General features: G+C 60.8%; 20 protein-coding genes. 13 read left to right on the top strand and 7 right to left on the bottom strand.

Going from position 1 to position 21,280, the window contains the following annotated elements; genetic code table 11:
• Positions 1-51 precede the first annotated feature (51 nt).
• A complete protein-coding gene (locus HZC36_02415) occupies positions 52-408 on the bottom strand; it encodes a DUF5615 family PIN-like protein (protein ID MBI5705823.1) in 357 nt (118 codons plus the stop codon).
• Positions 405-644 (bottom strand): DUF433 domain-containing protein, encoded by a 240-nt coding sequence (locus HZC36_02410; protein ID MBI5705822.1) that lies wholly within the window; start codon positions 642-644, stop codon positions 405-407. The genes HZC36_02415 and HZC36_02410 overlap by 4 nt, the downstream gene beginning before the upstream one ends.
• Before the next feature lie 35 nt (positions 645-679).
• Between HZC36_02410 and HZC36_02405 the strand changes: the two genes are divergently transcribed.
• Both HZC36_02405 and HZC36_02400 read left to right on the top strand, forming a co-directional pair.
• Positions 680-940: a hypothetical protein gene (locus HZC36_02405; protein MBI5705821.1), complete on the top strand. Its 261-nt coding sequence runs from the start codon at positions 680-682 to the stop codon at positions 938-940.
• A 13-nt stretch (positions 941-953) separates the two neighbouring features.
• Positions 954-1,157 (top strand): hypothetical protein, encoded by a 204-nt coding sequence (locus tag HZC36_02400; GenBank protein MBI5705820.1) that lies wholly within the window; start codon positions 954-956, stop codon positions 1,155-1,157.
• A 167-nt stretch (positions 1,158-1,324) separates the two neighbouring features.
• Here HZC36_02400 and HZC36_02395 read toward each other — a convergent pair whose 3' ends face one another.
• Positions 1,325-2,878, bottom strand: a complete 1,554-nt coding sequence (locus tag HZC36_02395) for a DUF1501 domain-containing protein (protein MBI5705819.1) — start codon at positions 2,876-2,878, stop codon at positions 1,325-1,327.
• 2 nt (positions 2,879-2,880) lie between these two features.
• Positions 2,881-6,171 (bottom strand): DUF1553 domain-containing protein, encoded by a 3,291-nt coding sequence (locus HZC36_02390; GenBank protein MBI5705818.1) that lies wholly within the window; start codon positions 6,169-6,171, stop codon positions 2,881-2,883.
• Positions 6,172-6,287: 116 nt separating this feature from the next.
• Between HZC36_02390 and HZC36_02385 the strand changes: the two genes are divergently transcribed.
• From HZC36_02385 to gcvPB, 5 genes are all read left to right on the top strand, one after another.
• Positions 6,288-7,310, top strand: coding sequence for a LacI family DNA-binding transcriptional regulator (locus HZC36_02385; GenBank protein MBI5705817.1), 1,023 nt, complete (start codon positions 6,288-6,290; stop codon positions 7,308-7,310).
• A complete protein-coding gene (locus HZC36_02380) occupies positions 7,311-8,183 on the top strand; it encodes a prepilin-type N-terminal cleavage/methylation domain-containing protein (protein ID MBI5705816.1) in 873 nt (290 codons plus the stop codon).
• Between the two features lie 4 nt (positions 8,184-8,187).
• The gene (locus tag HZC36_02375) at positions 8,188-8,424 is read left to right on the top strand and encodes a hypothetical protein (GenBank protein ID MBI5705815.1); all 237 of its coding nucleotides are present in this window, start codon (positions 8,188-8,190) and stop codon (positions 8,422-8,424) included.
• A 336-nt stretch (positions 8,425-8,760) separates the two neighbouring features.
• Positions 8,761-10,392 (top strand): L-glutamate gamma-semialdehyde dehydrogenase, encoded by a 1,632-nt coding sequence (gene pruA / locus HZC36_02370; GenBank protein MBI5705814.1) that lies wholly within the window; start codon positions 8,761-8,763, stop codon positions 10,390-10,392.
• Between the two features lie 123 nt (positions 10,393-10,515).
• On the top strand, positions 10,516-12,060 hold the full coding sequence (gene gcvPB / locus HZC36_02365; GenBank protein ID MBI5705813.1) for an aminomethyl-transferring glycine dehydrogenase subunit GcvPB: 1,545 nt from the start codon (positions 10,516-10,518) through the stop codon (positions 12,058-12,060).
• Between the two features lie 172 nt (positions 12,061-12,232).
• On the opposite strand, the gene HZC36_02360 is transcribed toward gcvPB, so the two are convergent.
• Positions 12,233-13,387 (bottom strand): GNAT family N-acetyltransferase, encoded by a 1,155-nt coding sequence (locus HZC36_02360; protein MBI5705812.1) that lies wholly within the window; start codon positions 13,385-13,387, stop codon positions 12,233-12,235.
• Positions 13,388-13,486: 99 nt separating this feature from the next.
• On the opposite strand from HZC36_02360, the gene HZC36_02355 reads away from it, so the two are divergent.
• Positions 13,487-13,942, top strand: coding sequence for a cyclic nucleotide-binding domain-containing protein (locus HZC36_02355; protein ID MBI5705811.1), 456 nt, complete (start codon positions 13,487-13,489; stop codon positions 13,940-13,942).
• A 6-nt stretch (positions 13,943-13,948) separates the two neighbouring features.
• On the opposite strand, the gene HZC36_02350 is transcribed toward HZC36_02355, so the two are convergent.
• The gene (locus HZC36_02350) at positions 13,949-14,293 is read right to left on the bottom strand and encodes a hypothetical protein (protein MBI5705810.1); all 345 of its coding nucleotides are present in this window, start codon (positions 14,291-14,293) and stop codon (positions 13,949-13,951) included.
• A 91-nt stretch (positions 14,294-14,384) separates the two neighbouring features.
• Here HZC36_02350 and HZC36_02345 point away from each other — a divergent pair, with 91 nt between their 5' ends.
• Together HZC36_02345 and HZC36_02340 are read left to right on the top strand one after the other, a co-directional pair.
• Positions 14,385-14,882 (top strand): hypothetical protein, encoded by a 498-nt coding sequence (locus tag HZC36_02345; GenBank protein ID MBI5705809.1) that lies wholly within the window; start codon positions 14,385-14,387, stop codon positions 14,880-14,882.
• Between the two features lie 28 nt (positions 14,883-14,910).
• Positions 14,911-16,296 carry an MBL fold metallo-hydrolase gene (locus HZC36_02340; GenBank protein ID MBI5705808.1) on the top strand — a complete coding sequence of 462 codons (1,386 nt, stop codon included), beginning with the start codon at positions 14,911-14,913 and terminating at the stop codon, positions 16,294-16,296.
• A gap of 97 nt (positions 16,297-16,393) precedes the next feature.
• On the opposite strand, the gene HZC36_02335 is transcribed toward HZC36_02340, so the two are convergent.
• Positions 16,394-17,968 (bottom strand): hypothetical protein, encoded by a 1,575-nt coding sequence (locus HZC36_02335; GenBank protein MBI5705807.1) that lies wholly within the window; start codon positions 17,966-17,968, stop codon positions 16,394-16,396.
• 421 nt (positions 17,969-18,389) lie between these two features.
• On the opposite strand from HZC36_02335, the gene glnA reads away from it, so the two are divergent.
• The 3 genes from glnA to HZC36_02320 all read left to right on the top strand — a co-directional run.
• Entirely contained in the window at positions 18,390-19,799 is a 1,410-nt protein-coding gene (gene glnA / locus HZC36_02330; GenBank protein MBI5705806.1) for a type I glutamate--ammonia ligase, read from the top strand.
• 263 nt (positions 19,800-20,062) lie between these two features.
• The gene (locus tag HZC36_02325) at positions 20,063-20,530 is read left to right on the top strand and encodes a (2Fe-2S)-binding protein (GenBank protein ID MBI5705805.1); all 468 of its coding nucleotides are present in this window, start codon (positions 20,063-20,065) and stop codon (positions 20,528-20,530) included.
• A partial coding sequence (locus HZC36_02320; protein ID MBI5705804.1) for a xanthine dehydrogenase family protein molybdopterin-binding subunit occupies positions 20,527-21,280 on the top strand: 754 nt, incomplete at its 3' end. The genes HZC36_02325 and HZC36_02320, both read left to right, overlap by 4 nt.

Raw genomic sequence — 21,280 nt, 5'->3', positions numbered from 1 at the left:
GGTAGCTGCCCCAAGTCGGACGGGCTGACATTGCCGCATTTTCGGAGCTTGCTAGCTTGGTCTCCGAACACGAGTTTTCGAGTCTGTCGCGACCACGAAACACCCCTCCCAGTTTGGGAAGTCCTCCATCTCCGAAATCTCGGTGACCCGTGCGATCATCGCAGCCCGCGAGGGACTGCGTAGCCGAAGAAGCAAAATGCCCGCGTGAGTCCCAGGGAGATAGGCTCGCAGGTCCGAGAAATCCAAGTCTTGAGTTATCAGGAACCGTCCATCCGCTTGGGCAGCGGCCCAAATCGCAGAGTCGTCGTGGCCTTGGAGCCCTTCCGAAAGGACTGAATCAACTTCGTGGATCGCGCCAAATGAAGACGCGACGTTGATTGGGATGTTCTCGTCCAGCTTGATCTTCACCGGACTTGGGGCACCGCCGGCACGGGCTGATCCTCTAGCGCCGAATTTGCGGCGAATGCGACTGCCGCACGAATGTGGTCCACTGTGAGCGTAGGGAATGCTTCCAGCAGATCCTCTTCCCGGTCCCCTTCGGCTAGGCTCGCCAAGACCGTCCGAAGCAGCACCCTTGTGCCCTTGAACACGGTTTCGCCTCCGCATACCTTCGGGTCTCGGCTAAGATAGCTGTTGGGATTCATTTCGTCACGTTTCGAGTCTATTGTACAATGACTCGATGGGAATAGCCAGGGACAATTGGGGAACTGTCTCGCCCTTAGACCTCACCGAGACGTTCGGCTTGATTGCGGTGGGCAGCAAGCGCAGCGCTGGCACTTGGGAGCAGCTTGGGATTTCTCAGACGGCGGAATACGTCGATGCCCGCGCGCCGATTGCTGCAGGCCAGCCTGAACAGCGCGAATACCGCGCGCAAGAGATACAAAACAGCGCGAGAGTCGGAGCGACTTCAGCGATTTTGAGCGTGGTGACGGTGCCGTAGGAGGGGAGGCGAAATGGCTTACAAGGTCCGGCGATATAACCAAATTGAAGAAGCCGAAGCAGGAATGAACGAGATGTGCCAGCACGGTTGGCAAGTTGTAGCGATTTCGGAAATAAATAACGACACATCTGGGGAATGGATTACGGTTGTCTATTCCGACCTGGCCGTATGGGTTAACGAGATTGGGTTCGGGCGTCCTGGAAACCCGAGTACCTAAATGTTGGACCTACGCCGCATTCCCATCCCCTCCCGGCCAGAGGCGACGGGATCTTCGACCTCACCACCGGACGCCGGCACCGAACCGGCGCCTACAGTACTCCCCTTCAGAACGGAGGGAGGACCCGGAGTTGATACCGACCATCGCCGATCACTGTTCACCGGAACCTACTTCAGAATCGCGCTCGGCACTTCCCCGCTCACGTCCGTGAGCCGGAAGTCGCGGCCGAGGTACTTGAAGGTTAGGCGCTCATGGTCGACCCCCAAAAGGTGCAGCATCGTCGCATGCAGGTCGTGCATGCTGACCGGGTTCTCAGCGATGTTGTAGCTGTAATCGTCGGTCTGCCCGTAGCTCATGCCCGGCTTGATGCCGCCGCCGGCCATCCAAATGGAGAAGCAGCGCGGGTGGTGGTCGCGGCCGTAATTCGTCTCTGTCAGGTCGCCCTGCGAGTAGACCGTTCTCCCAAACTCGCCGCCCCACACGACCAGAGTGTCGTCGAGCATCCCCCGCTGCTTCAGGTCCTTGATCAGCGCCGAGGACGGTATATCGGTGTCTTGGGCCTGGCCCCTCACCATCCTGGGAAGGTCGAAGTGGTGGTCCCACCCCATGTGGAAAAGCTGAACGAACCGGACGCCACGCTCTGCCAAGCGCCTTGCGAGCAGGCAGTTGTAAGCATAGCTACCCTTTCGATGGACGTCGGGGCCGTACATCTCCAACACGGCGCTGGGCTCGGTGGAGATGTCGAGAAGCTCTGGCACGGACGCCTGCATCCTGAATGCCAGCTCGTACTGCGAAATTCGGGTGTCCACTTCAGGGTCGCCGGTGGCGGTCCGCTGAATCTTGTTGAGCCCCATCAGCTCATCGAGCATTTCGCGCCGCGTTTGACGATCGATGCCGTGAGGATCGGAGAGGAACAGAACGGGGTCGCCGGTGTTTCGGAACTTGACCCCTTGGTGCTGGGTCGGGATGAACCCCGAGCCCCATAACCGGTCATAGAGCGGCTGATCGTCTTGCCTTCCCCGCCCGATGCTGGTGAGCACCACGTAGGTCGGGAGGTCGCGGTTCATCGTCCCGAGCCCGTAGCTGAGCCAGGACCCCATGCTGGGTCGGCCCGCAAGCTGGTGCCCGGTCTGTACAAACGTGACGGCCGGATCGTGGTTGATCGCGTCGGTGAACATCGACCGGATCATGCAAATCTCGTCGGCGATCCCGCCGATGTTCGGGAGCAATTCGCTGATCGTGAGCCCGCTCTGCCCAAAGGTCTTGGCACCGAAAATGCCCGGCGCGACTGGGAACGCCTTCTGCCCGCTAGTCATGCCGGTCAGGCGCTGGCCCATACGCACGCTCGCCGGAAGGTCTTCTCTGAAGCGCTCTTTGAGCTGTGGCTTCGGGTCGTACAGGTCGATCTGGCTCGGCGCGCCGGACTGGAACAGATAGATGACCCGCTTGGCCTTTGCGGGAAAGTGCGGCAATCCTGGGAGGCCGCCCTCGGAAGGGTTTAGGGTTCGGGGTGTGGGGTTTGGGTCTGTGCCTACGTCCCTCAGTCCCTTCGTCCCTTCGTCTCTTGGTCCCAGCAAGCTTCGAGCCTCGGACCTCGGACCTGTCTCGGCCCACCCTTCCCTCACGAGCAATGACGCCAGGGCAGCCAGACCCACGCCGCCGGTTCGCTTGAGGAAGGTTCGGCGGTTGAACTGGTCTTGAAGCTGAAAGTCGTTTTTCATGGCTATTCCTTGGTCACCGTCTCGTCCAGGTTGAGGAGCGCGCTTGCGGTCAGCGTGTAGGCGGCCAATTCTGCTTGGTCGAGGCTCAGATTTAGCGGCGCGTCTCCGGCGATGAGGAGCCTTCTTGCCGCCTTTGGGTCCTTGCGATACCGATCTGTCCGAGCCGCCAGATTCGCCGTCAGGACTCTGAGTTCCGCCTTAGAGGGGTCCCTCGACAGCACGCGCCGATACGCGTACGTGATCCTCAACTCTGGCGTCGCTCCCCCCTCCTCCATCATCTTTTGAGCCAGGACCCGCGAGGCCTCCACGAAGGTCTGGTCGTTCATGAGCGTGAGCGCTTGAAGTGGCGTGTCTGTTCGGGCGCGACGGACGCGGCAAGCCTCTCGCGCCGGCACGTCGAACAGCAGCATGTTGGGTGGGGCGGCCGTGCGCTTCCAAATGGTGTAGAGGCTGCGGCGATAAAGGTTGGGCCCGGATGCGTGCTTGTAGTTCCTCAGGTTTCCGTAGAAGTTCGTTTCGTCCCAGACTGCTTCGGGCATGTATGGATAGACCGACGGCCCGCCGAGCTTCTCCGCAAGCAGGCCGCTCACGAACAGCGCCTGATCCCGGATCACCTCTCCAGGAAGCCGAAATCTAGGTCCCCGCGAGATGAGCCGGTTTTGCGGGTCCTTTTCGAGCTTTTCCTCGCTAATGGCAGAGGACTGCCGGTAAGCCCGGCTCATCACGATCTCTTTGATGAACGCCTTAAGGTTCCATTTCAGCCGCACCAGTTCCGTCGCGAGCCAATCGAGCAGTTCGGGGTGCGACGGGTATTCGGCGCGTGTGCCGAAATCCTCGACCGTGCTCACGAGTCCGTTCCCGAAGAACCGCTCCCAAAGCCTGTTCACAGTCACTCGGGCCGTCAGCGGGTTCTCCGGCGACACGATCCATTGCGCGAATCCGAGCCGGTTGTTCGGAGCGCCGCTTGGCATGTTGGGCAGCCACGATGGGAGGCCGGCTTCCACTGGCTCTCCGTGCTTGTCGTATTGGCCACGCTCCAGCACATAGCAATCCCGCGATTTCGGCATCTCTTCGAGCACCATCGTCGTGGGAATGCTCGCTTCGAGCTTGCGTAAGTCCTCCTGGGCCGATTCCGATTCCGCTGCGGTCTTGGCGAACGCCTTATCATTGTCGAGCGACCACAGGCGGGCGACCTCCTCCGATTGCTCCTTGCTGCGCTTCTCCTTCGGTATGGCCAGGAGGGGTCGTGCCGGATGCGCTGCCGCAAGTTGGGCAACCTCTGCCGGCGTCATTTCGGCGTCGCACCAGGCAAACCCGTCCACCGAACCTGCAAACTGCTCGGAGTTGGTTCTTCGCCCAAGCTTGGTGGAGACCCCGGTCTTGATCGTCTCGCTGAGCCTGTCGTTCTCGACGGTCGTCTCGACCGCCTTCCCGTTCACGTACATCCGGAAGCCCTTCGCTTTCATGCTGCCATCGTAGGTGAAGAAAAGATGGGTCCACTTGCCGTTCGGGATCGTGTTCTTGGCGGCGATCTTGAGTGCGTTTTCGGGCCATCGGTTGATCAAGTGCGCCTGGGGACGGCCCCCGACGAGCGAGCACTCCCAGCCGCGAAAGGCGTTCCCGGAGTCCATCCGTGCAAACGGCGCGCCTTCGCCGTTTGCCGGCTTCACCCAACCGCCATAGGAAAACGGCGTGTCCTTTTCGAAGGAAGCTCCGGCATCGCCCAGATCGATGAAGCCTCCCTCCGATAGCGCTGCGGAGCCTGTGGCTCTCCCGGGTTCGAACTGAACCTTCCCCTCCGTCTTTAGTCCCGATGTCGCGCTCAGACGAACCTGGCTTAGCTGCCCTGCAGTCTTCAATGGCTTCTCCGGGGCCAGAGCCCAGCTTGCCGATCTCGCCCGGTTCGCCGCTGCTCTGCCGGACATCCACTTCGCGTTCTTGTCGATCAGCGCCGTGAGCCTCGCCAATTCGGCGGACTGTGCCGCGGTGGGCGTTTTGAGCGTTGGCGGGTGGTTGATCGGGCGCTCTTCGCCGGATCCGGTTTCTGGGACATTGTTGTAGAAGGCGAACATCCGATAGAAGTCCCGCTGCGTCAGGGGGTCGTACTTGTGGTCGTGGCAGCGGGCGCATCCCGAGGTCAGTCCGAGCCAGATGGCGCTCGTGGTTTCGACGCGGTCGATCACGTTCTCGACGCGCCACTCCTCTGCGATCACGCCGCCTTCGGTGTTGATCCGGTGGTTGCGGTTGAACCCGGTCGCGAGTTTCTGCTCCATGGTTGCGTTTGGCAGCAGGTCGCCGGCGATCTGCCAGACCGTGAATTGGTCATAGGGCATGTTGCCGTTGAAGGCGTCGATTACCCAATCGCGCCAGCGCCACTGATAGCGCTCGTAGTCGGCCTGATAACCGTTGCTGTCGGCATAGCGGGCATAGTCCATCCAATCCATGGCCATGCGCTCGCCGTACCTTGGCGAGGCCAATAGACGGTCCACTGCCTTCTCATAGGCCCTGGAGCTCTGGTCGCTCAAGAAGGCATCGAGCTCTGCCGGTGTGGGCGGAATGCCGGTGAGGTCAAGGCTCACGCGCCTTAGGAGCCTGCCCTTTTCGGCTTCAGGTTCCGGCTTGAGCCCTCCATGCTCCAGGCGGGCAAGCACGAACCGGTCGATCGAGCTTCGGGCCCACTTCGTGTTCTTGACGGTGGGAAGCGGTGGGCGAACCGGTTTGACGAAGGCCCAGTGCGGTTTGTACTTGGCGCCCTCCAGAATCCATCGGCGGAGGTTGGCTTTGTCGGCTGCCGTCAGCACCTTATGGCTCGATGGCGGGGGCATCAGAATCGCTTCGTCGGTGGCCTCGACCCGGCGCACAAGCTCGCTGGCGTCAGGATTGCCGGGGACGATGGCCTGCTTGCCGTCCTCCAGTTTTTTCGTTGCGCCCTCGAAGCTGTCGAGCCGCAGTCCGGCGACTCCGTCACCTGCGGCGGGCCCGTGACAGGTGAAACAGAGGCTGAGGATTGGGCGGATGTCGCGGTTGAACTCGATCGGCTCGTCGGCAGATGCGTCGCGTCCTTCGTCGAGGGCCGGTACCGAAGTAGCCATGAGCTCTGTGGACCCCAGAGAAGAGACCGACGTCAAGGCTCGGTGAGAGGAGGCTGTCGCCTGCGTTCGGAACAACGCGCCGCTCCCGCCTTCTGGCGCGCTCTGCTGCCTGCCAACCCCTTCTCCGACCGCAGAACAGAACACCCCCACGGCAAAGAGCCCAAGCCCCGCGAAGGACAAAATCGATCTCCCAAGAACCACGTTGCTATTTTAGTTGACTTTTCTGTATAGGACATTTTTCGAGAAACACTTGGCATTGGCCAAAAACTTGTGTATTGTAGGAGGTGAAACGTTTCGCGAAACGTTTCGCAAGGTCAATGGCGACGACAATCAAGGATATAGCGAAGAGGCTCAATATCTCGATCAGCACGGTGAGTTACGCGCTGAACGATTCGGGGCGGCCCGTTCCGGCAGAGCTTCGAGAGCGAGTACGAGCAGTCGCTCGCGAGATGAACTATCGTCCGAACCGCCTCGCGCGGTCGATGATCACCGGCAAGAACAACGTCATCGGTATCGTGCCGCCGGAGATGTACGACAACCTGTTCCTGAGCCCTTACCTCCAGCTCGCCCTGAACGGGATCACCAACGAAGCCGGCCACCGCCATCAGGACCTTCTCGTCTACACCAGGTTCAGCGAGACGAGCGGGCACGAAGTCGGCGAGGCGATCCTCGATGGCCGCGTTGACGGCGCGATTTTCGTGTCCCCCTATGTTGGCCAGAACGCCGTTCTCAGCGTCGCCAACGCAGGTCTTCCCTGCGTCACCATGGCAGGCATCCCTCAGGGCGGCGTGGTGAACTTAGGCATCGACAACGAGGGCGGTATGTCGAAGATCGTCCGCCACCTTATCGACCTGGGGCACACGCGCATCGCCCACATCACCGGCCTTCTGACGATGGAGGACGCACTCCTCAGGCTCAAAGGCTATCAAGAAACGCTCTATCGGCAAAAGCTCCGCGTCCGCGATGAGTACGTCGTGCGGGGCCGCTTCGAGATCGACGGAGGGTACCGAGCCATGAAAGAACTGCTCGACCTTCCCGTCCCTCCCACGGCGGTCTGCTGCGCCAACGACGAGATGGCCATCGGCGCCATCCATGCGGCCAGCGAAGCGGGTCTGAAGGTCCCCGAAGACATCTCCATTTCGGGCTTCGACATGACCCCCACGAGCGCCACGGTCAACCCACCAATCACGACCGTGCGCCAGCCGATCACAAAGCTTGGCACCCTTGCCGTTCAATGCCTGCTCAGGCTTGTGGATGGGGACAAGGATGTCGAGGACATTGTCTTAGATACGGAGTTTATTGAACGCGGTTCGACCGCACCGCCTCGGAGGACACCCTAGATGAAACGAAAAGTTGCATTCACGCTCATTGAGCTACTTGTCGTCATCGCGATCATCGCCATATTGGCGGCGATCCTTTTCCCTGTCTTTGCTCAAGCGAAGAACTCGGCCAAAAAGGCCGTTTCGACGTCCAACGCCCGAAACATCGGCATGGGCGTCATGATGTATCTGACGGACTACGACGATAAGCTGCCCATGCTGCAGTACGTCGATCCGCCCAACCCCTACACTTGGCACGGCTGGCCCGAGATGGTCGGACCGTACATCAAGAACGGTAATGGAAAGGACCCGGCCGGCGGCTGGGAGCTCTGGGGCTTTGAGGGCATCTTCCGATCGCCCGGCGACTCCACCAAGCAGCGCAACGGCTCCTATGCCATGCACCAGGACCTGATGCGCGACGGATCGGCGCCCTGGAACGGCTATTCGATCCCGCCGGTTTTCAGCCCGACCAACATTGACATGCTGGCCGAGAAGGTCTTGTGTATCGAGCGCGGCATCAACCTGGGCTATGCCAACTGGCTCCAGTTTGCCGCCTGGGAGTGGGACTGGACCGACTGGCTGGACTGGGACCGCACCAACTGGGTGCCGCGGCGAACGGGCATCAACCGCTCGATCGAGCCGAACCATGGCGACTGCGACCTAGCCTATTACGAGCCGCCCTCGGGACAGACCGAGACGCCTGAAAGCTGGAACATGTGGGCAAGCTGCGGCATGTTCCCTCGCTATCGCTACAACAATGCGGTTCCGTTCATCTTCCTGGATGGCCACGCCGCCGCTTGGACCCGATCCAAGACCGGTACGAAGGTCGACTGGGCGAAGAACATCTACATTCGCGAAGCGGCGCAGTTCGACTCGGCTTGGTATCCCTACTAAGAACATGAAGATCATCACAGCTCTCGTCGTATTCGGTTCGATTCTCGCGGCTGCCGGCTGCGGTTCTGGGAACTACGGAGGGGACGTGCAAATGACCCCCGAGGAGTCCAGCGCGGCGCTGGAAAAGCAGATCAAGGACATCGAAAACAACGACAAGATGCCGCCCCAAGCAAAACAGGCGGCGATTGGGGCCTTGCGCAAAGCACAAGCGATGGGTAAGGGCCGGACTTCGAGCAAATAGCGGGCCTCCCGGCCCTCGATGAGAGTGACGGGGCCGTCGCCGAAAGGCGGCGGCCTTGTCCTTTGTGGCTTGTTCGCGTTTGCGTCTCCCACTACAAGCTATCTCATAAATGCCCGGACGCAGGCTAAAGACCTGCGGCTACGGTTCCGCGTCCCTTCGTTCCTCTGTCCCTCCGTCCCTCCAATACACGTCTTGCAGGTTCATGAGAGGGCTTATAGCCCCACTTCCAAGACTTCATCCGAAGTGCCGAGGCCAATTGCGCTTCACTGCGCAGCCCAGAGTCCTCTGCCCAAACGCACCTGGAGCACGCCGCACTCACATCGGTAAACTGGGCCTATGAGCCTCGGCGCTTTCGACTACCCCAGACCCCAAAATGAGCCCGTCCTGACCTATGCCCCAGGCACCAAGGAGCGCGAGATCCTTAAGGCCGCTCTGCGCGAAATGAAGGCGCGCCCGACAGAGGTCCCCATGATGATCGGCGGGAAAGAGGTGCGCACCGGGAAACTCAAGGAAATGCGCCCGCCGCACGAAATCTCTCACGTGCTCGGAACCTACCACCAAGGCGAAGCCGGCCACGTCCTGGCGGCCATCGACGCCGCGCTTGCCGCCAGGCCCACATGGGCTGAAACGACTCTTGAGCAGCGGGCCCACATCTTCCTCAAGGCCGCCGACTTGATCTCAGGCAAATACCGCGCCACGATCAACGGCGCAACGATGCTCGGCCAGAGCAAAAACGCCTTTCAAGCGGAAATCGATTCGGCCTGCGAGCTTGCTGATTTCCTCCGGTTCAACGTTCACTTTCTGTCCGAAATCCTCAAACTTCAGCCAGGCCAAGCGCCCGGTATGCACAACCGCACGGAGTACCGGGGCCTCGAGGGTTTTATCCTCGCGGTGACCCCTTTCAACTTTACAGCCATCGCCGGAAACCTCCCCACAAGCTGCGCTCTATGCGGCAACGTGGTGGTCTGGAAGCCCAGCAACACGCAGATCTATAGCGCCAACGTGATCATGAACATCCTGCGCGAGGCCGGGCTGCCCGACGGCGTCGTCAATCTGGTGTTCGCGCCGGGGCCGACGATCGGCGAAGTTTGTCTTTCCCATCCGGATTTCGCCGGCCTTCATTTCACCGGTGGCACGGGCACCTTCAACGGGATGTGGAAGTCCATTGGCGACAACATCCACCGCTACAAGGGCTATCCAAGGATCGTTGGTGAAACGGGCGGCAAGGACTTCGTTATCGCACACCCGAGCGCCGATCCGCAAGCCGTCGTGACCGGTTTGCTCCGTGGAGCGTTCGAGTATCAGGGCCAGAAGTGCTCGGCCGCAAGCCGCTGCTACATCCCCTCCAACATGGCGAGCCATGTGCGTGAGGGCCTCGTCGAAGGGGTGAAGAGCTTCAAGATGGGCACGGTCGAAGACTTTTCGAATTTCGTGAACGCGGTCATCGACGAGAAGAACTTCGACAACATCCTCGAATACTTGAACGGCGCCAAGGCAGCCACCGACGCCTCAATCCTCGTGGGCGGCTCCGGCGACAAGACGGAGGGCTGGTTCGTCGAACCGACGGTCATCGAAACGGCAAATCCCCAATACCGCACCATGTGCGAGGAGATTTTTGGGCCGGTGCTCACGATGAACGTCTATGACGAGAGCAGGTTTGAAGAGACCCTGCACATCGTGGATCAGACGTCGCCTTATGCTTTGACCGGCTCGATCTTCTCGCAGGATCGCGACGCCGTCAACCTGGCAACGAGAGTTCTGCGCCACGCAGCCGGCAACTTCTATGTGAACGACAAGCCCACGGGTGCGGTGGTCGGCCAGCAACCGTTTGGCGGGGCAAGAGGTTCCGGGACGAATGACAAGAGCGGTTCGATGCTCAACCTGTTCCGCTGGCTGAGCCCCAGGACGGTGAAGGAAACGCTGGTCTCCCCCACCGATTACAGGTATCCGTTCCTGGCCGAGCCCTGAGTGCCGCGGCTTGTGGGGAGTCGGTGAGAAGAGGCCTGCGACTGCGGCCCGTGGCCCGGGACCTCCATCCACAACCCCCCACACCCCAAACCCAACGCCCCCGAGTAAACTCCCCTCATTGCCATGCCTACCAAGCTGGTCCCCACCCCGACCCTCATCTTTGAAAAGTCTCGCCCTGGACGCATCGGCTGCAACGTGCCCCATTGCGACACGCCAGACGTCGATTGGAGAGAAGCGATAGGCGAGAGGCGAGAGGAATTGAACCTCCCCGAGATCGCCGAGCTCGACCTGGTCCGCCACTTCACGAACCTCAGCCAAATCAACTACGGCATCGACACGGGCTTCTATCCGCTTGGCTCGTGCACGATGAAATACAACCCCAAGATCAATGAGCGCACCGCAGGGCTTGCGGGCTTCACCCACGTCCACCCGATGCAGCCCGCCGAAACGTGCCAGGGTTTCTTGGAGGTGATCGCGGAGGTTCAAGAGATTCTCACGGAGGTTACGGGCTTCGACGCGATGACCATGCAGCCGGTCGCCGGCGCTCATGGCGAGCAGACCTGCCTCATGCTCGTCAAGGCCTACCACGAATCGCGCGGCGAGGGCGGTAAGCGCACCGTCGTACTCATCCCGGACAGCGCGCATGGAACCAACCCTGCCAGCGCGGCGCGTTGCGGCTATGCGGTGAAGCCTGTCAAGACCACCGAGGACGGGCAGACCGACCTAGAGAGCCTGGCTGCGCAGCTCGACGATACGGTGGCTGCGTTTATGGTCACGAACCCTTCGACCCTGGGGCTGTTCGAGAAAAACATTGTCAAGGTGTGCGAGATGGTCCATGCCGCCGGTGCCCAGGTCTTCTGCGACGGCGCGAACCTGAACGCGATGGTGGGCATTACGAGGCCGGGCGATCAGGGCTTCGACTGTATGCACCTGAACCTCCACAAGACCTTCACCACGCCCCACGGTGGCGGTGGTCCCGGATGCGGCGCGATCGGCGCCAAGGGCCATCTGGAGCCGTTTCTGCCGAGCCCGGTGGTGCGCAGGGCCCAGTCTGACTTGTCTGACCTGTCCGACTCGTCGGACACATCCGACAGGAAGTATAGGACCGACACCCAAGTCCTCCTCGACTACGACCGGCCCCTCTCCATCGGGCGCGTCTCCAGCTTCTGGGGCAACTCCCTGATGGCCGTCCGCGCGCTCACTTATCTGTTGGCGATGGGCAAGGAATATATGCCCGAGATTGCTCGCCATGCGGTGCTGAACGCCAACTACGTTCAGGCGCGGCTCAAAGACTGGATCCCCCCGGCTCACGACCGCTTCTGCATGCACGAGTGCGTCATTACGGTTGAAAAGTACAAGCGGGAAAACGGCGTGCGCGCCCTCGACTTCAGCAAGCGGCTCATCGATTACGGCTTCCATCCACCCACCAACTACTTCCCCCTCATCGTGCCGGAGTGCCTGATGATCGAGCCCACGGAGACGGAAGCCAAAGAGACGCTTGACGAGTTCTGCGACACGCTCATTGCCATCTGCAAGGAAGCTCAAAGCAACCCTGACTTGCTCCACGAGGCGCCCAAGTCTCAGGTCGTTGGACGGCTGGACGAGACCAAAGCGGTCAAGGACCTGGACGTCCGCTGGCGGCCCGCGAAGCAGCCTGTGATGGTGTAACTTCACCGGCTAAAGCCAGCGGCTACGGGTAGTCACTAACAGAGTCGGTCCGGCTTGGAGGGCGGGGTTCATCCCAACTTTCCAGGGGAGCGAGCTACAGCTCGCTCAAGGGTGCAGAGCTTTGGCTGGGTCGACAGGACCGGGACGACAGACTGGCGGGAGCCCGCAGACCCTAGAAGAAGTCCATCGTGTACACGATGGCCCCAGGAAGGAGCGCTTCCATTGCGGATACGGCTTCGTCCGTCCGCGCCGTGGCTCTTCCCTGCTCCAGGCAACGGGTGAAACATGGTTCGCCCATCAGCGCCTGGGAAAAGGCGTGAATACCGATCTCCACAGCACCAGAATCCGCCCTCTCCACTTCGACTTGCTCTGAGCCAAACTGGATCCGCCAAGGGCCCTCGTTTTCTGGAATCAACGGGTCTTCGACCCTCAACGTGACCTCTCCGGTCCCAGACGGTTTGATTGCGGCGAGACACTCAGGCACGTTAATGGCGCGCCACATAGGCCGGGGCCAGTCATATTTGAACTCGATCCCCTGTTCGTCGAACTGAGCCTGAAACGGCGAATCCGCCGGCTCGAACCAGCTCACCGAGTTCTGATTGATGCCCAGAGAGCGGATCAGTGAAAGCGCGGCGAGATAGCCTCGCTGGGTGGTCCACACGAATTCATGGACCTCCTGGTTCTCAAAGAACCCTGCAACCAGTCGGACCGACACGTAGGCCTCGACGGGCTCGCCGACAACATAGATCGTGTAGGGCTTTTCCCGGCCAAGGTGCCGCCACCATTGGTCGTCGTTTCTGAGGTTCATCCCGTTGTAGCGCCCTGTGAAGGTCTCGTAGCACGGCCGCAAAAGCCCGGCCTCTTCGACAGGAATCTGACGAACGGGCAGCAGTGGCTGGACCTTGGGGATTTTTTGGGAAGGGGCTTTGATCTCCAGCGTCTTGCCACTGAACTCGTAGCCAAACCTGCGATAGAACGCGCCCCGGTAGGGGTAGAGGCTTGAGAGCAGAAAGCCGGCGCCGAAATACTCGCGGACGGCGCCGCGCATCAGGTCCGACCCCACACCGCTCGATCGCTCCTCTGGAAGGACGCCAACGGCCGCGACTCCGGCGTTCCGAAGCACCCCGCCTCGGCAGGCGATGCGCATATCGAGCGCGTTCGCGCTGGCCACGATTTTGCCTTCCTTCTCGACAACGGTGACGCGAATGTCGTCCCGAAAGAGCTGCGTGTCCTCCGGAATCGGTGCCCCGCCATGGTACACGTGCTGACGCACGTTCTTGAATCCTTCCAGGTCAGCAGGCTCATAGGGGCGGACGCGAACGCTCATTTCAGGTAGGAATGGTACCGGAAGGTCCCTATCGGCCACTCAGACCTCGCATCCTTGGCCCTTCATCCTCTAAAATAGGGTGCGAGTCAGGAGGATCCAGTGAATATTGCCGAAGCCGTGCGCCACAACTACTTGTTCCGGGGCCTTGCCGATGCCCAGCGTGAGGCGATCGTGAACATCGCCAAAGAGCAATTCTTCGACGGCGGGCAGGTGATGGTGCGCCAGTTCGACAAGAAGAGCGATCTGATGATAATCCTGACCGGCTCTGCGCTGATCAAGAGCTTCTCTGAGGAGACCTTGGCAGAGGTGGGGCCAGGCAGCGTCGTCGGCGAGGTCAGCCTCGTGGACGATCAGCCGCGCTCGGCTACCGTCACGGCCGTGGGGCACACGAGCGCCGCCGTGATCCCGTCATGTGATCTCGACGCGCTTCTGGTTTCCGACGCCGCCCTCAAAGCGCAGCTGTTCGAGAACATCGGGAAGCTCCTTTGCCAGAGGCTGCGCACGGCGAACATCCAGCTCGACGCAGCCCTGGCTCGCATCGGCACGGCACGATAGGCTCGCCTAACCCGATGGATAGAGTCGCCTGAGCCCGCAGCGCAAAACCCTTCGCCAGAGGTTCGTCACGAGTGTGAGCACCCGTGTCAGCGGTCCTGCGGCGCCCGTGGCCCGGGAATCGCTCAGGAAGTCCTCGGCGAACTCGGGGCACCGACGCATCATCTGGTCCAGCCCCTCCTCGATCAGGAACGGGTCGCTCTCGAACTCGCCGTACCATCGGCAGGTCACGCACTCTGCGTTTTGGCGGGCGTTCAAGGTGTTGCAGAGGGGACAGCGCTTCAAGCTCTGCGCCGCATGTCGGCGGTGCATTTCGGCCCGCCGCAACCCCCGATCCTTCATCCATGCATTCATCGATTCCCATTGAGAATTTCGGTTCAATGGGCCCGGAAATTCAGGCCGCCTTTCTCCAGGTGGAATTGCCGGTTTCGCTCGCCGGTGGGTATTGCTCCCCTTCTGCCGCGCCGAGAAGAAGATGGGAAAGAGCATGTTTGGGTTCATCCTCTACATCGGTGCTGCCTTCGTGGCGTCAGGGCTGCTGACCCTGTTCGTCACCATGTTCCGTCCTATCCAGGTGAACGGTGGAGACGGCTCCTCGAAGATCTGGGTGACGCTGTTCATCGCGTGTTCCCTGCTGCCCTATGCCTTCTTTGAGGCGCAGACAGCACTCGTTGGAGGTTCCATGATGGAGGCCGTTCAGGAGGCCGTTGACGAAGAAGGGATCGACGGCAAATACGCCTTCTACAAAGTGCTCGGCTATACGGGCAACAGAGCCTATGTCCTCGCGATCGCCGAGGAGCCTTCCACCTGGGGTGGCGTCGACCGGCCGGCCATCCGAATGACCCTCGAAAGAACAGGTGATCGCTGGAGCTTGTCAGACAGCCGCGTCATCTACTCGGACAACCGGAACCAGGACGGCGTGATCTTTCCGCCCTATTGGTAGCCGGTAGATAGGGCACAATGCAGGAATCGTGACCTGTACCCTTCAGTTCTGCGGCGCCGCAGAGACCGTTACCGGCTCCAAACATCTCCTTCGTGTACGTGGCAAGCAAATCCTCGTCGATTGCGGGCTCTTTCAGGGCAAACGCGAACTGCGCGAGCGCAACTGGCAGCCGCTTCCCATCCAGCCTCACGACATCGATGCCGTGGTGATCACCCATGCCCACATGGACCACATCGGCTATCTGCCGAGGTTGGTCGCTCAGGGCTATCGGGGGCCGATCTATGCCACTCCTGGGACCATTGGCCTTTCCAGGATCAGCCTGCCCGATTCCGGCCGCCTGCAAGAAGACGACGCCCGGTACCGCAACAAGCACGCCCTGACCCGGCACAAGCCGGCGCTGCCCCTCTATACCGAAGCCGACGCCTTTCGGTGCCTGAAGCGATTCGAGCCGGTGCGCTTTGATACGCCATTCCAGCTTCCGGGGGGAGTGACCTACAGGTATTTGCCCGCTGGGCACATTCTGGGGTCCGCGTTCGCCTCGATGGATCTGCCGGATGGCCAAAACCTGCTCATGTCGGGGGACCTTGGGCGTTACGACACCCCGATCCTGCTTGATCCCGAAGCTGTCGCGGACACCGACTACCTCGTGGTCGAAAGCACGTATGGGGACCGGCTGCACTCGGTCGAGGACCCCGAGCTCAAGCTGGAGCACATCTTGAACGAGGCGTGGGAGCAGGGGCAATGCATCATCACGCCGAGCTTCGCCATCGGCCGTACCCAAGAGCTGCTCTTCTACATTAAGCGGCTGCAGGATTCAGGACGGATCAAGCGGGTCCCGATCTTCGTTGACAGCCCCATGGCCAGTGAGGCCACGGTCCAGTACCTGAAGCACACGGAGGAATACGACCGAGAAGCGCGCCTGGTGCTCGACCAGCAGCAGAATCCGCTGGAGGCCAAGGACGTGACGTGGGTCCGGGACCGGGAGCAGTCGAAGGAGCTCAACTCGCGCCAGGGCCCGATGATGATCATCAGCGGCAGCGGCATGTGCAACGGCGGGCGAGTGGTGCATCACCTGCTGGCGCGGCTGGAGCGGACCAACACGGTGGTGCTGTTCACCGGGTATCAGGCGGAGGGCACTTTGGGACGGGATCTGATCGAAGGGGAGCCGACGGTTCGCGTGTTGGGTCAGGAGGTCGAGGTCCGCGCGAAGGTGGAGAAGGTGAACGCGCTCTCCGCGCATGCCGACCAGGGCGAGATTCTGAGGTGGCTATCCGGCTTTCAGAAGCCGCCCAAGCGGACCTTCATTGTTCACGGCGAGCCAAAGGCTCAGGCGGCGCTTGCCAACAAGATCGGCGAGGTCCTGGGATGGAACACGACGATTCCGAGACACCTGGAGACTGTGGAGCTGGTGTAGCCCCTCCCTTGGTTTTCACTCTTGTGGAAACTGAGGGAGGGGCTATCGAAGATCCCGCCGAGCAGAGCGAGGGAAGCGAAGTCGGGAGGGTGGGAGACTATCCCCCCTTGATCGTCACCGACTTGCCGTCCTTCGAATAGGTCAGAGTCCAGTCACCTTTGCCCATGTCGGGGATCAGCTTGCGCTGCTCCTCGGTAAGGTCCTTTGGCGTCAGGTAGCCCTGCTTCTTCATGAGCTCGCGCTGGGCGTCGGTCAGTGACTCGGCCAACTTGCCCAGGTTCTCGCCGGTCACCTTGGCCTTGAGTTTGCCCGCCTCGGCCAGCTCCAGTACGCGCTTCTGGTCTGCATGGGCTTTGCTCATCAGCTCTTTCATCTTGTCGGCGTCCAGCATCTTCATCTCGGCATGAGACTTTTCCATGAGTGCCTTGAGCTTCTCCCCGTCAAGCCCCTTCATGTTGCCGTGGGACTTCTCGATAAGGGCCTTGAGCTTTTCACTGTCAAGCATCTTGAAATGGCTACCTTCGAGCTCCTTCAGCCCTTTCATATGCTCTTTCATGGCGTCACCGAGGTGTTTCTCATCGAGCTTTAGGCCTTGGAGCGCCTTCATATGCTCCTTCATCTCATCGCCGCTGAAGACCTTGATGTGGTCTCCCTTCAACCCTTCCAGAGCCTTCATGTGCTCTTTCATGGCGTCGCCGAAGTGCTTTTCATCGAGCTTGAGGCCCTGGAGAGCCTTCATGTGCTCAGCCAGTTCCTTGTCATGAAGCTCCTTCATCTCGCCTTTTTCAAAGAGCTTGAGGTCCATCGAGTTTTCGTCGAAGCCCTGCCACTGGAAGGCGCCGCCCACGGATTTCCCGATGATCTCCTGGAGATGCTTGATGAGCTCGTGCAGCTGCTTGTCATCAAGTCCCTGGATATGGCCCTTGTGCCCCTTTAGCTCCTCGATCGCCCGCTTGATTTCTTCCTTGGCCCTGGCCATGGCAGCCTCGACCTCTTTCTTTTGGGCCGGGGTCAGCTCCTTGCCCTGGTTGTGCATGTTGCCCAAAGAGAACTCGAAGTTCCTCTTGGGCAAGCCCTCGATCTTGAACTCGGTCTTGGGAGTCGCCCAGACGCGGTTCGGCATCGGTTGGAGCTTGAACTCGCCCTTTGGGGTCATGGTGAAGGTCTGTGGAGCAATGGAGCTCCACGGTTGCGAGCCGGCCTTTCCGGAACGCGAAAACACGAAACTGGGCGCTTTCGGCGTCAGCGTGTAGATGTCGCCCTTCTGGCTCCAGGCGCCGCCAAACGTCTCGGCGATGGTGTCCATCACGTTCTTCAGGGTCTGGTTCTTGAAGTTGAAGGTGACCTTCCGATCGGGAAAGGCCCCCATGTCGGCCACAAAGCTGAGGTCTTGAAGGCTCAGCCACGCCAAAACCTCGGAAAGGTTGGCGTTGGCGAAGCGCTTCGTGATCTTCTTCTGCAGAGCCTTCGTGCTCGCGGGGCTCGGCTTGGCCATTTTCGAACTCTGCGTGACGCGGTAGGTCTGCATCGCGGATTCGGCGGGGACCGTCGTGATCTCCACGTTTTGGTTCCCGGCGACCAGGTCGATGCCGTCCACTTGGGCGGCGGAATACGTGCCGAGCGCCAGGCATCCTGCGGCGACGACGATCGAAGCGAGTGTTCCCATCCTCATGTTTGCACCTCAAAACTGTCGGGTTTCGAAGGGACTACGGAGGAGATCCCTGTGTCGGTTCCCGACTTCGTCGTTGTAGGCCAAAGGTCATGTTTGGAGCCTCGGGCTGCTTCCCCATCGCTGGTGGAAAAACACCCCCTGCCTGGGAGGCGTTCCGCTCGGTACACTCGTCCTATCGTTGGCAGCGTTGCCGAGGGGATTCTTAGAGAAAAGCGAGCCGGAGCCAGGCGGGGCGTCCGGTTCGTCGCCGTTTTGGGGAACTTGTAGACGGTGATGGGACGAGTCGGTGAGTGGGCGAGCCGGTGAGACGGTGAACCTGGACACCAACAGCCCGAACACCTGAAAACCCGAACACCTGAAAACCGAGCACCCGCATTCATCCCGCCAAAACGCCCTTGAGGAGGGGCAAAGAGAGGAAATGATGACCGCAAAGGATGCCGTCGCCTTCGTTCATGGCAACAAGGCAAAATTCGTCGACATACGCTTCACCGACCTTTTCGGCCAGTGGCAGCACTTCTCGATGTCCGCCGAGGACTTCAAGGAAGAGACTTTCGAAGACGGGATCGGCTTCGATGGCTCCAGCATTCGGGGCTTCCAGGCTATCAACGAATCCGACATGCTGCTCATCCCCGACCCGGCCTCCATGTTTATGGATCCCTTCGCCGAGCACGAGACCGCCGTCGTCATCTGCAACATCGAGGACCCGATCACCCGCCAGCCCTATTCGCGCGATCCGCGGTATGTGGCCCACAAATGCCTCCAGTACATGCGCTCCGCCGGCATCGCCGACGAGGCCTACTTTGGGCCCGAGGCCGAGTTCTTCCTGTTCGATTCGCTGCTGTACGAGAACAACCCGTGGAAGTCCGGCTTCGCGATTGACAGCGACGAGGCCCATTGGAACAGCGGAAAGGAAGACAATTCTGGCTTTACGATCCGGCCCAAGGGCGGCTACTTCCCTTGCGGACCCATGGACAAGCTGCAGGACGTCCGCTCGGAGATCGTGACCCAGCTTCAGGCCGTAGGTATCGACGTGGAGGTGCACCACCACGAGGTGGCGACTGCCGGGCAGTGCGAGATCGACATGCGCTTCTCGCCGCTCATTCCGATGGCCGACAACCTGTTGAAGTACAAGTACGTGATTCGGCAGACCGCCTATCGGCATGGCTATATCGCCTGCTTCATGCCCAAGCCGCTTTTCGGCGACAACGGCAGCGGCATGCACATCCACATGAGCCTCTGGAAGAACGGCGAGACGCTGATGTACGATGAGACCGGCTATGCGGGCCTCTCGGACATCTCGCGCTGGTACATCGGCGGCATCCTGAAGCACGCGGCCGCGCTGCTAGCCTTCTGCGCGCCCACCACCAACAGCTATCGCCGTCTGGTGCCGGGCTATGAGGCGCCGATCAACCTGATGTACTCGCAGCGCAACCGTTCGGCTTGCGTTCGAATCCCCATGTACAGCAAGTCGCCCAAGGCCAAACGCATCGAGTTCCGTGCGCCGGACCCCATGGCGAACCCGTATCTGGCGTTCAGCGCGTGCCTGATGGCCGGCCTCGATGGCATTCAGAACAAGATCGAGCCGCCCAAGCCGATGGACAAGGACCTCTACGAGCTGCCACCCGAGGAGAAGAAGAACATCCCGCAAACGCCGGGATCGCTCCGGGCCACCCTCGAGGCGCTGGCCAAGGACCACGACTTCCTGATGAAGGGCGACGTGTTCACCAAGGACCTGATCGATACTTACATCGAGTACAAGCTGCTCAACGAGTGCGACGCGATCGACCTGCGTCCGCACCCCTATGAGTTCTTCCTCTACGCGGACGCGTAAGCCAGGCCTTCCCCCTCTCCCCTCGTGGGAGAGGACTAGCCCCTCCCTTGTCTTTCGCTCCGGCGGAATATGAGGGAGGGGTTGGGGAGGGAGACAGGCGCCGCTAAAGTAATGCTCCCAGCAGAGGAGAGGGAGTTGGGCAAGAGGCACCTGAACTGATGCCCACGATTTCCCCGCAATCCTGCGTATCATAGGAGAAGAGCGGTTGGGCATGAAACGCACCTGCCAAGGCAGGCGCGGCCCAGCGCCTGGGAGGTAGCTGCGTGGCCAAATTCAGCATCAACGTCAACGGCCAGAAACGGGATTTCGACGCCGATCCCGACATGCCCTTGCTTTGGGCTCTTCGAGACCTATTGGACATCAAGGGACCTAAGTACGGTTGTGGTGTCGGAGATTGTGCCGCGTGTACGGTGCTCCTCGACGGCAAGACCCACAAGAGCTGTTTCCTGCCCGTTTCCGAGGTCAAGAACCAGAAGGTGATGACCATCGAGGGGCTCTCCAAAGACGGCTCGCACCCGGTTCAGCAGGCTTGGATCGAGGAAGATGTGCCGCAGTGTGGCTATTGCCAGGGCGGACAGATCCTTGCCGCAGCCGCACTCCTTAAGGCAAAGCCGAATCCGACTGACGCCGAAATTGACGCCGGAATGGGCGCAAACCTTTGCCGATGCGGCACCTATCCGCGCATCAAGAAGGCGATCAAGCGAGCAGCGAAAATGGGAGGTTCCAAGTGAGCGTTATCACCAAAGTTTCCCGACGCACGGTTCTGAATGCCGGCATGATCGCCGGCGGAGGGCTCGTGTTGGGTTGCGTGTTGCCGAGCCGCAAAGCGGCCGGTGCGTCGAACGAGGCAGCCCAAAACGCGACGCTTAATGTCTTCGTTTCCATCGACACGACAGGAGTCGTTTCGATCCTCGCGCCAAGGCCCGAGTGCGGTACCGGCGTGAAGACTTCCCTTCCCATGTGCGTCGCTGAAGAGCTCGGTGTGGACTGGAAGTCGATAAAGGTTGTCATGTCGAAGGCCGACGGGGGCATGCGACAGTACGGCGGCCAGGGCATTGGAGGCAGCAACAGCATTCGCGGGAGTTTTTCGGCGATGCGCTGGGCCGGCGCTACTGCAGCCCTCATGCTGAGGCAGGCGGCTGCTCAGAAGTGGAACATCGGCGTCGAGCAGTGCCGCATCGAGAACGGCTCGATCCTCGGTGGCAACTCGGGCCAGCGCGTTACCTTCGGCGAATTGGCGGCCATCGCAGCGAAGCTGCCGGTTCCCGAGCGTTCGGCGGTCACGCTCAAGAAGCCCAGCGAGTTCAAGCTTCTCGGCAAGCCCACCAAGATGGTGGACACGCCCGCGGTCGTTCAAGGCAAGGCGGTGTTTGCCCTCGATTCGCGTCCCAAGGGAGCCAAGGTGGCGGTCATCGCGCGGCCCGTGCCGTTTGGCGGCAAGGTGAAGAGCTTCGACGACACCGAAGCCAAGAAGGTCTCCG

This window comes from Armatimonadota bacterium (assembly GCA_016223145.1).
Classification (GTDB): domain Bacteria; phylum Armatimonadota; class Fimbriimonadia; order Fimbriimonadales; family Fimbriimonadaceae; genus Nitrosymbiomonas.
This window is presented reverse-complemented; position numbering and strand designations above follow the sequence as displayed.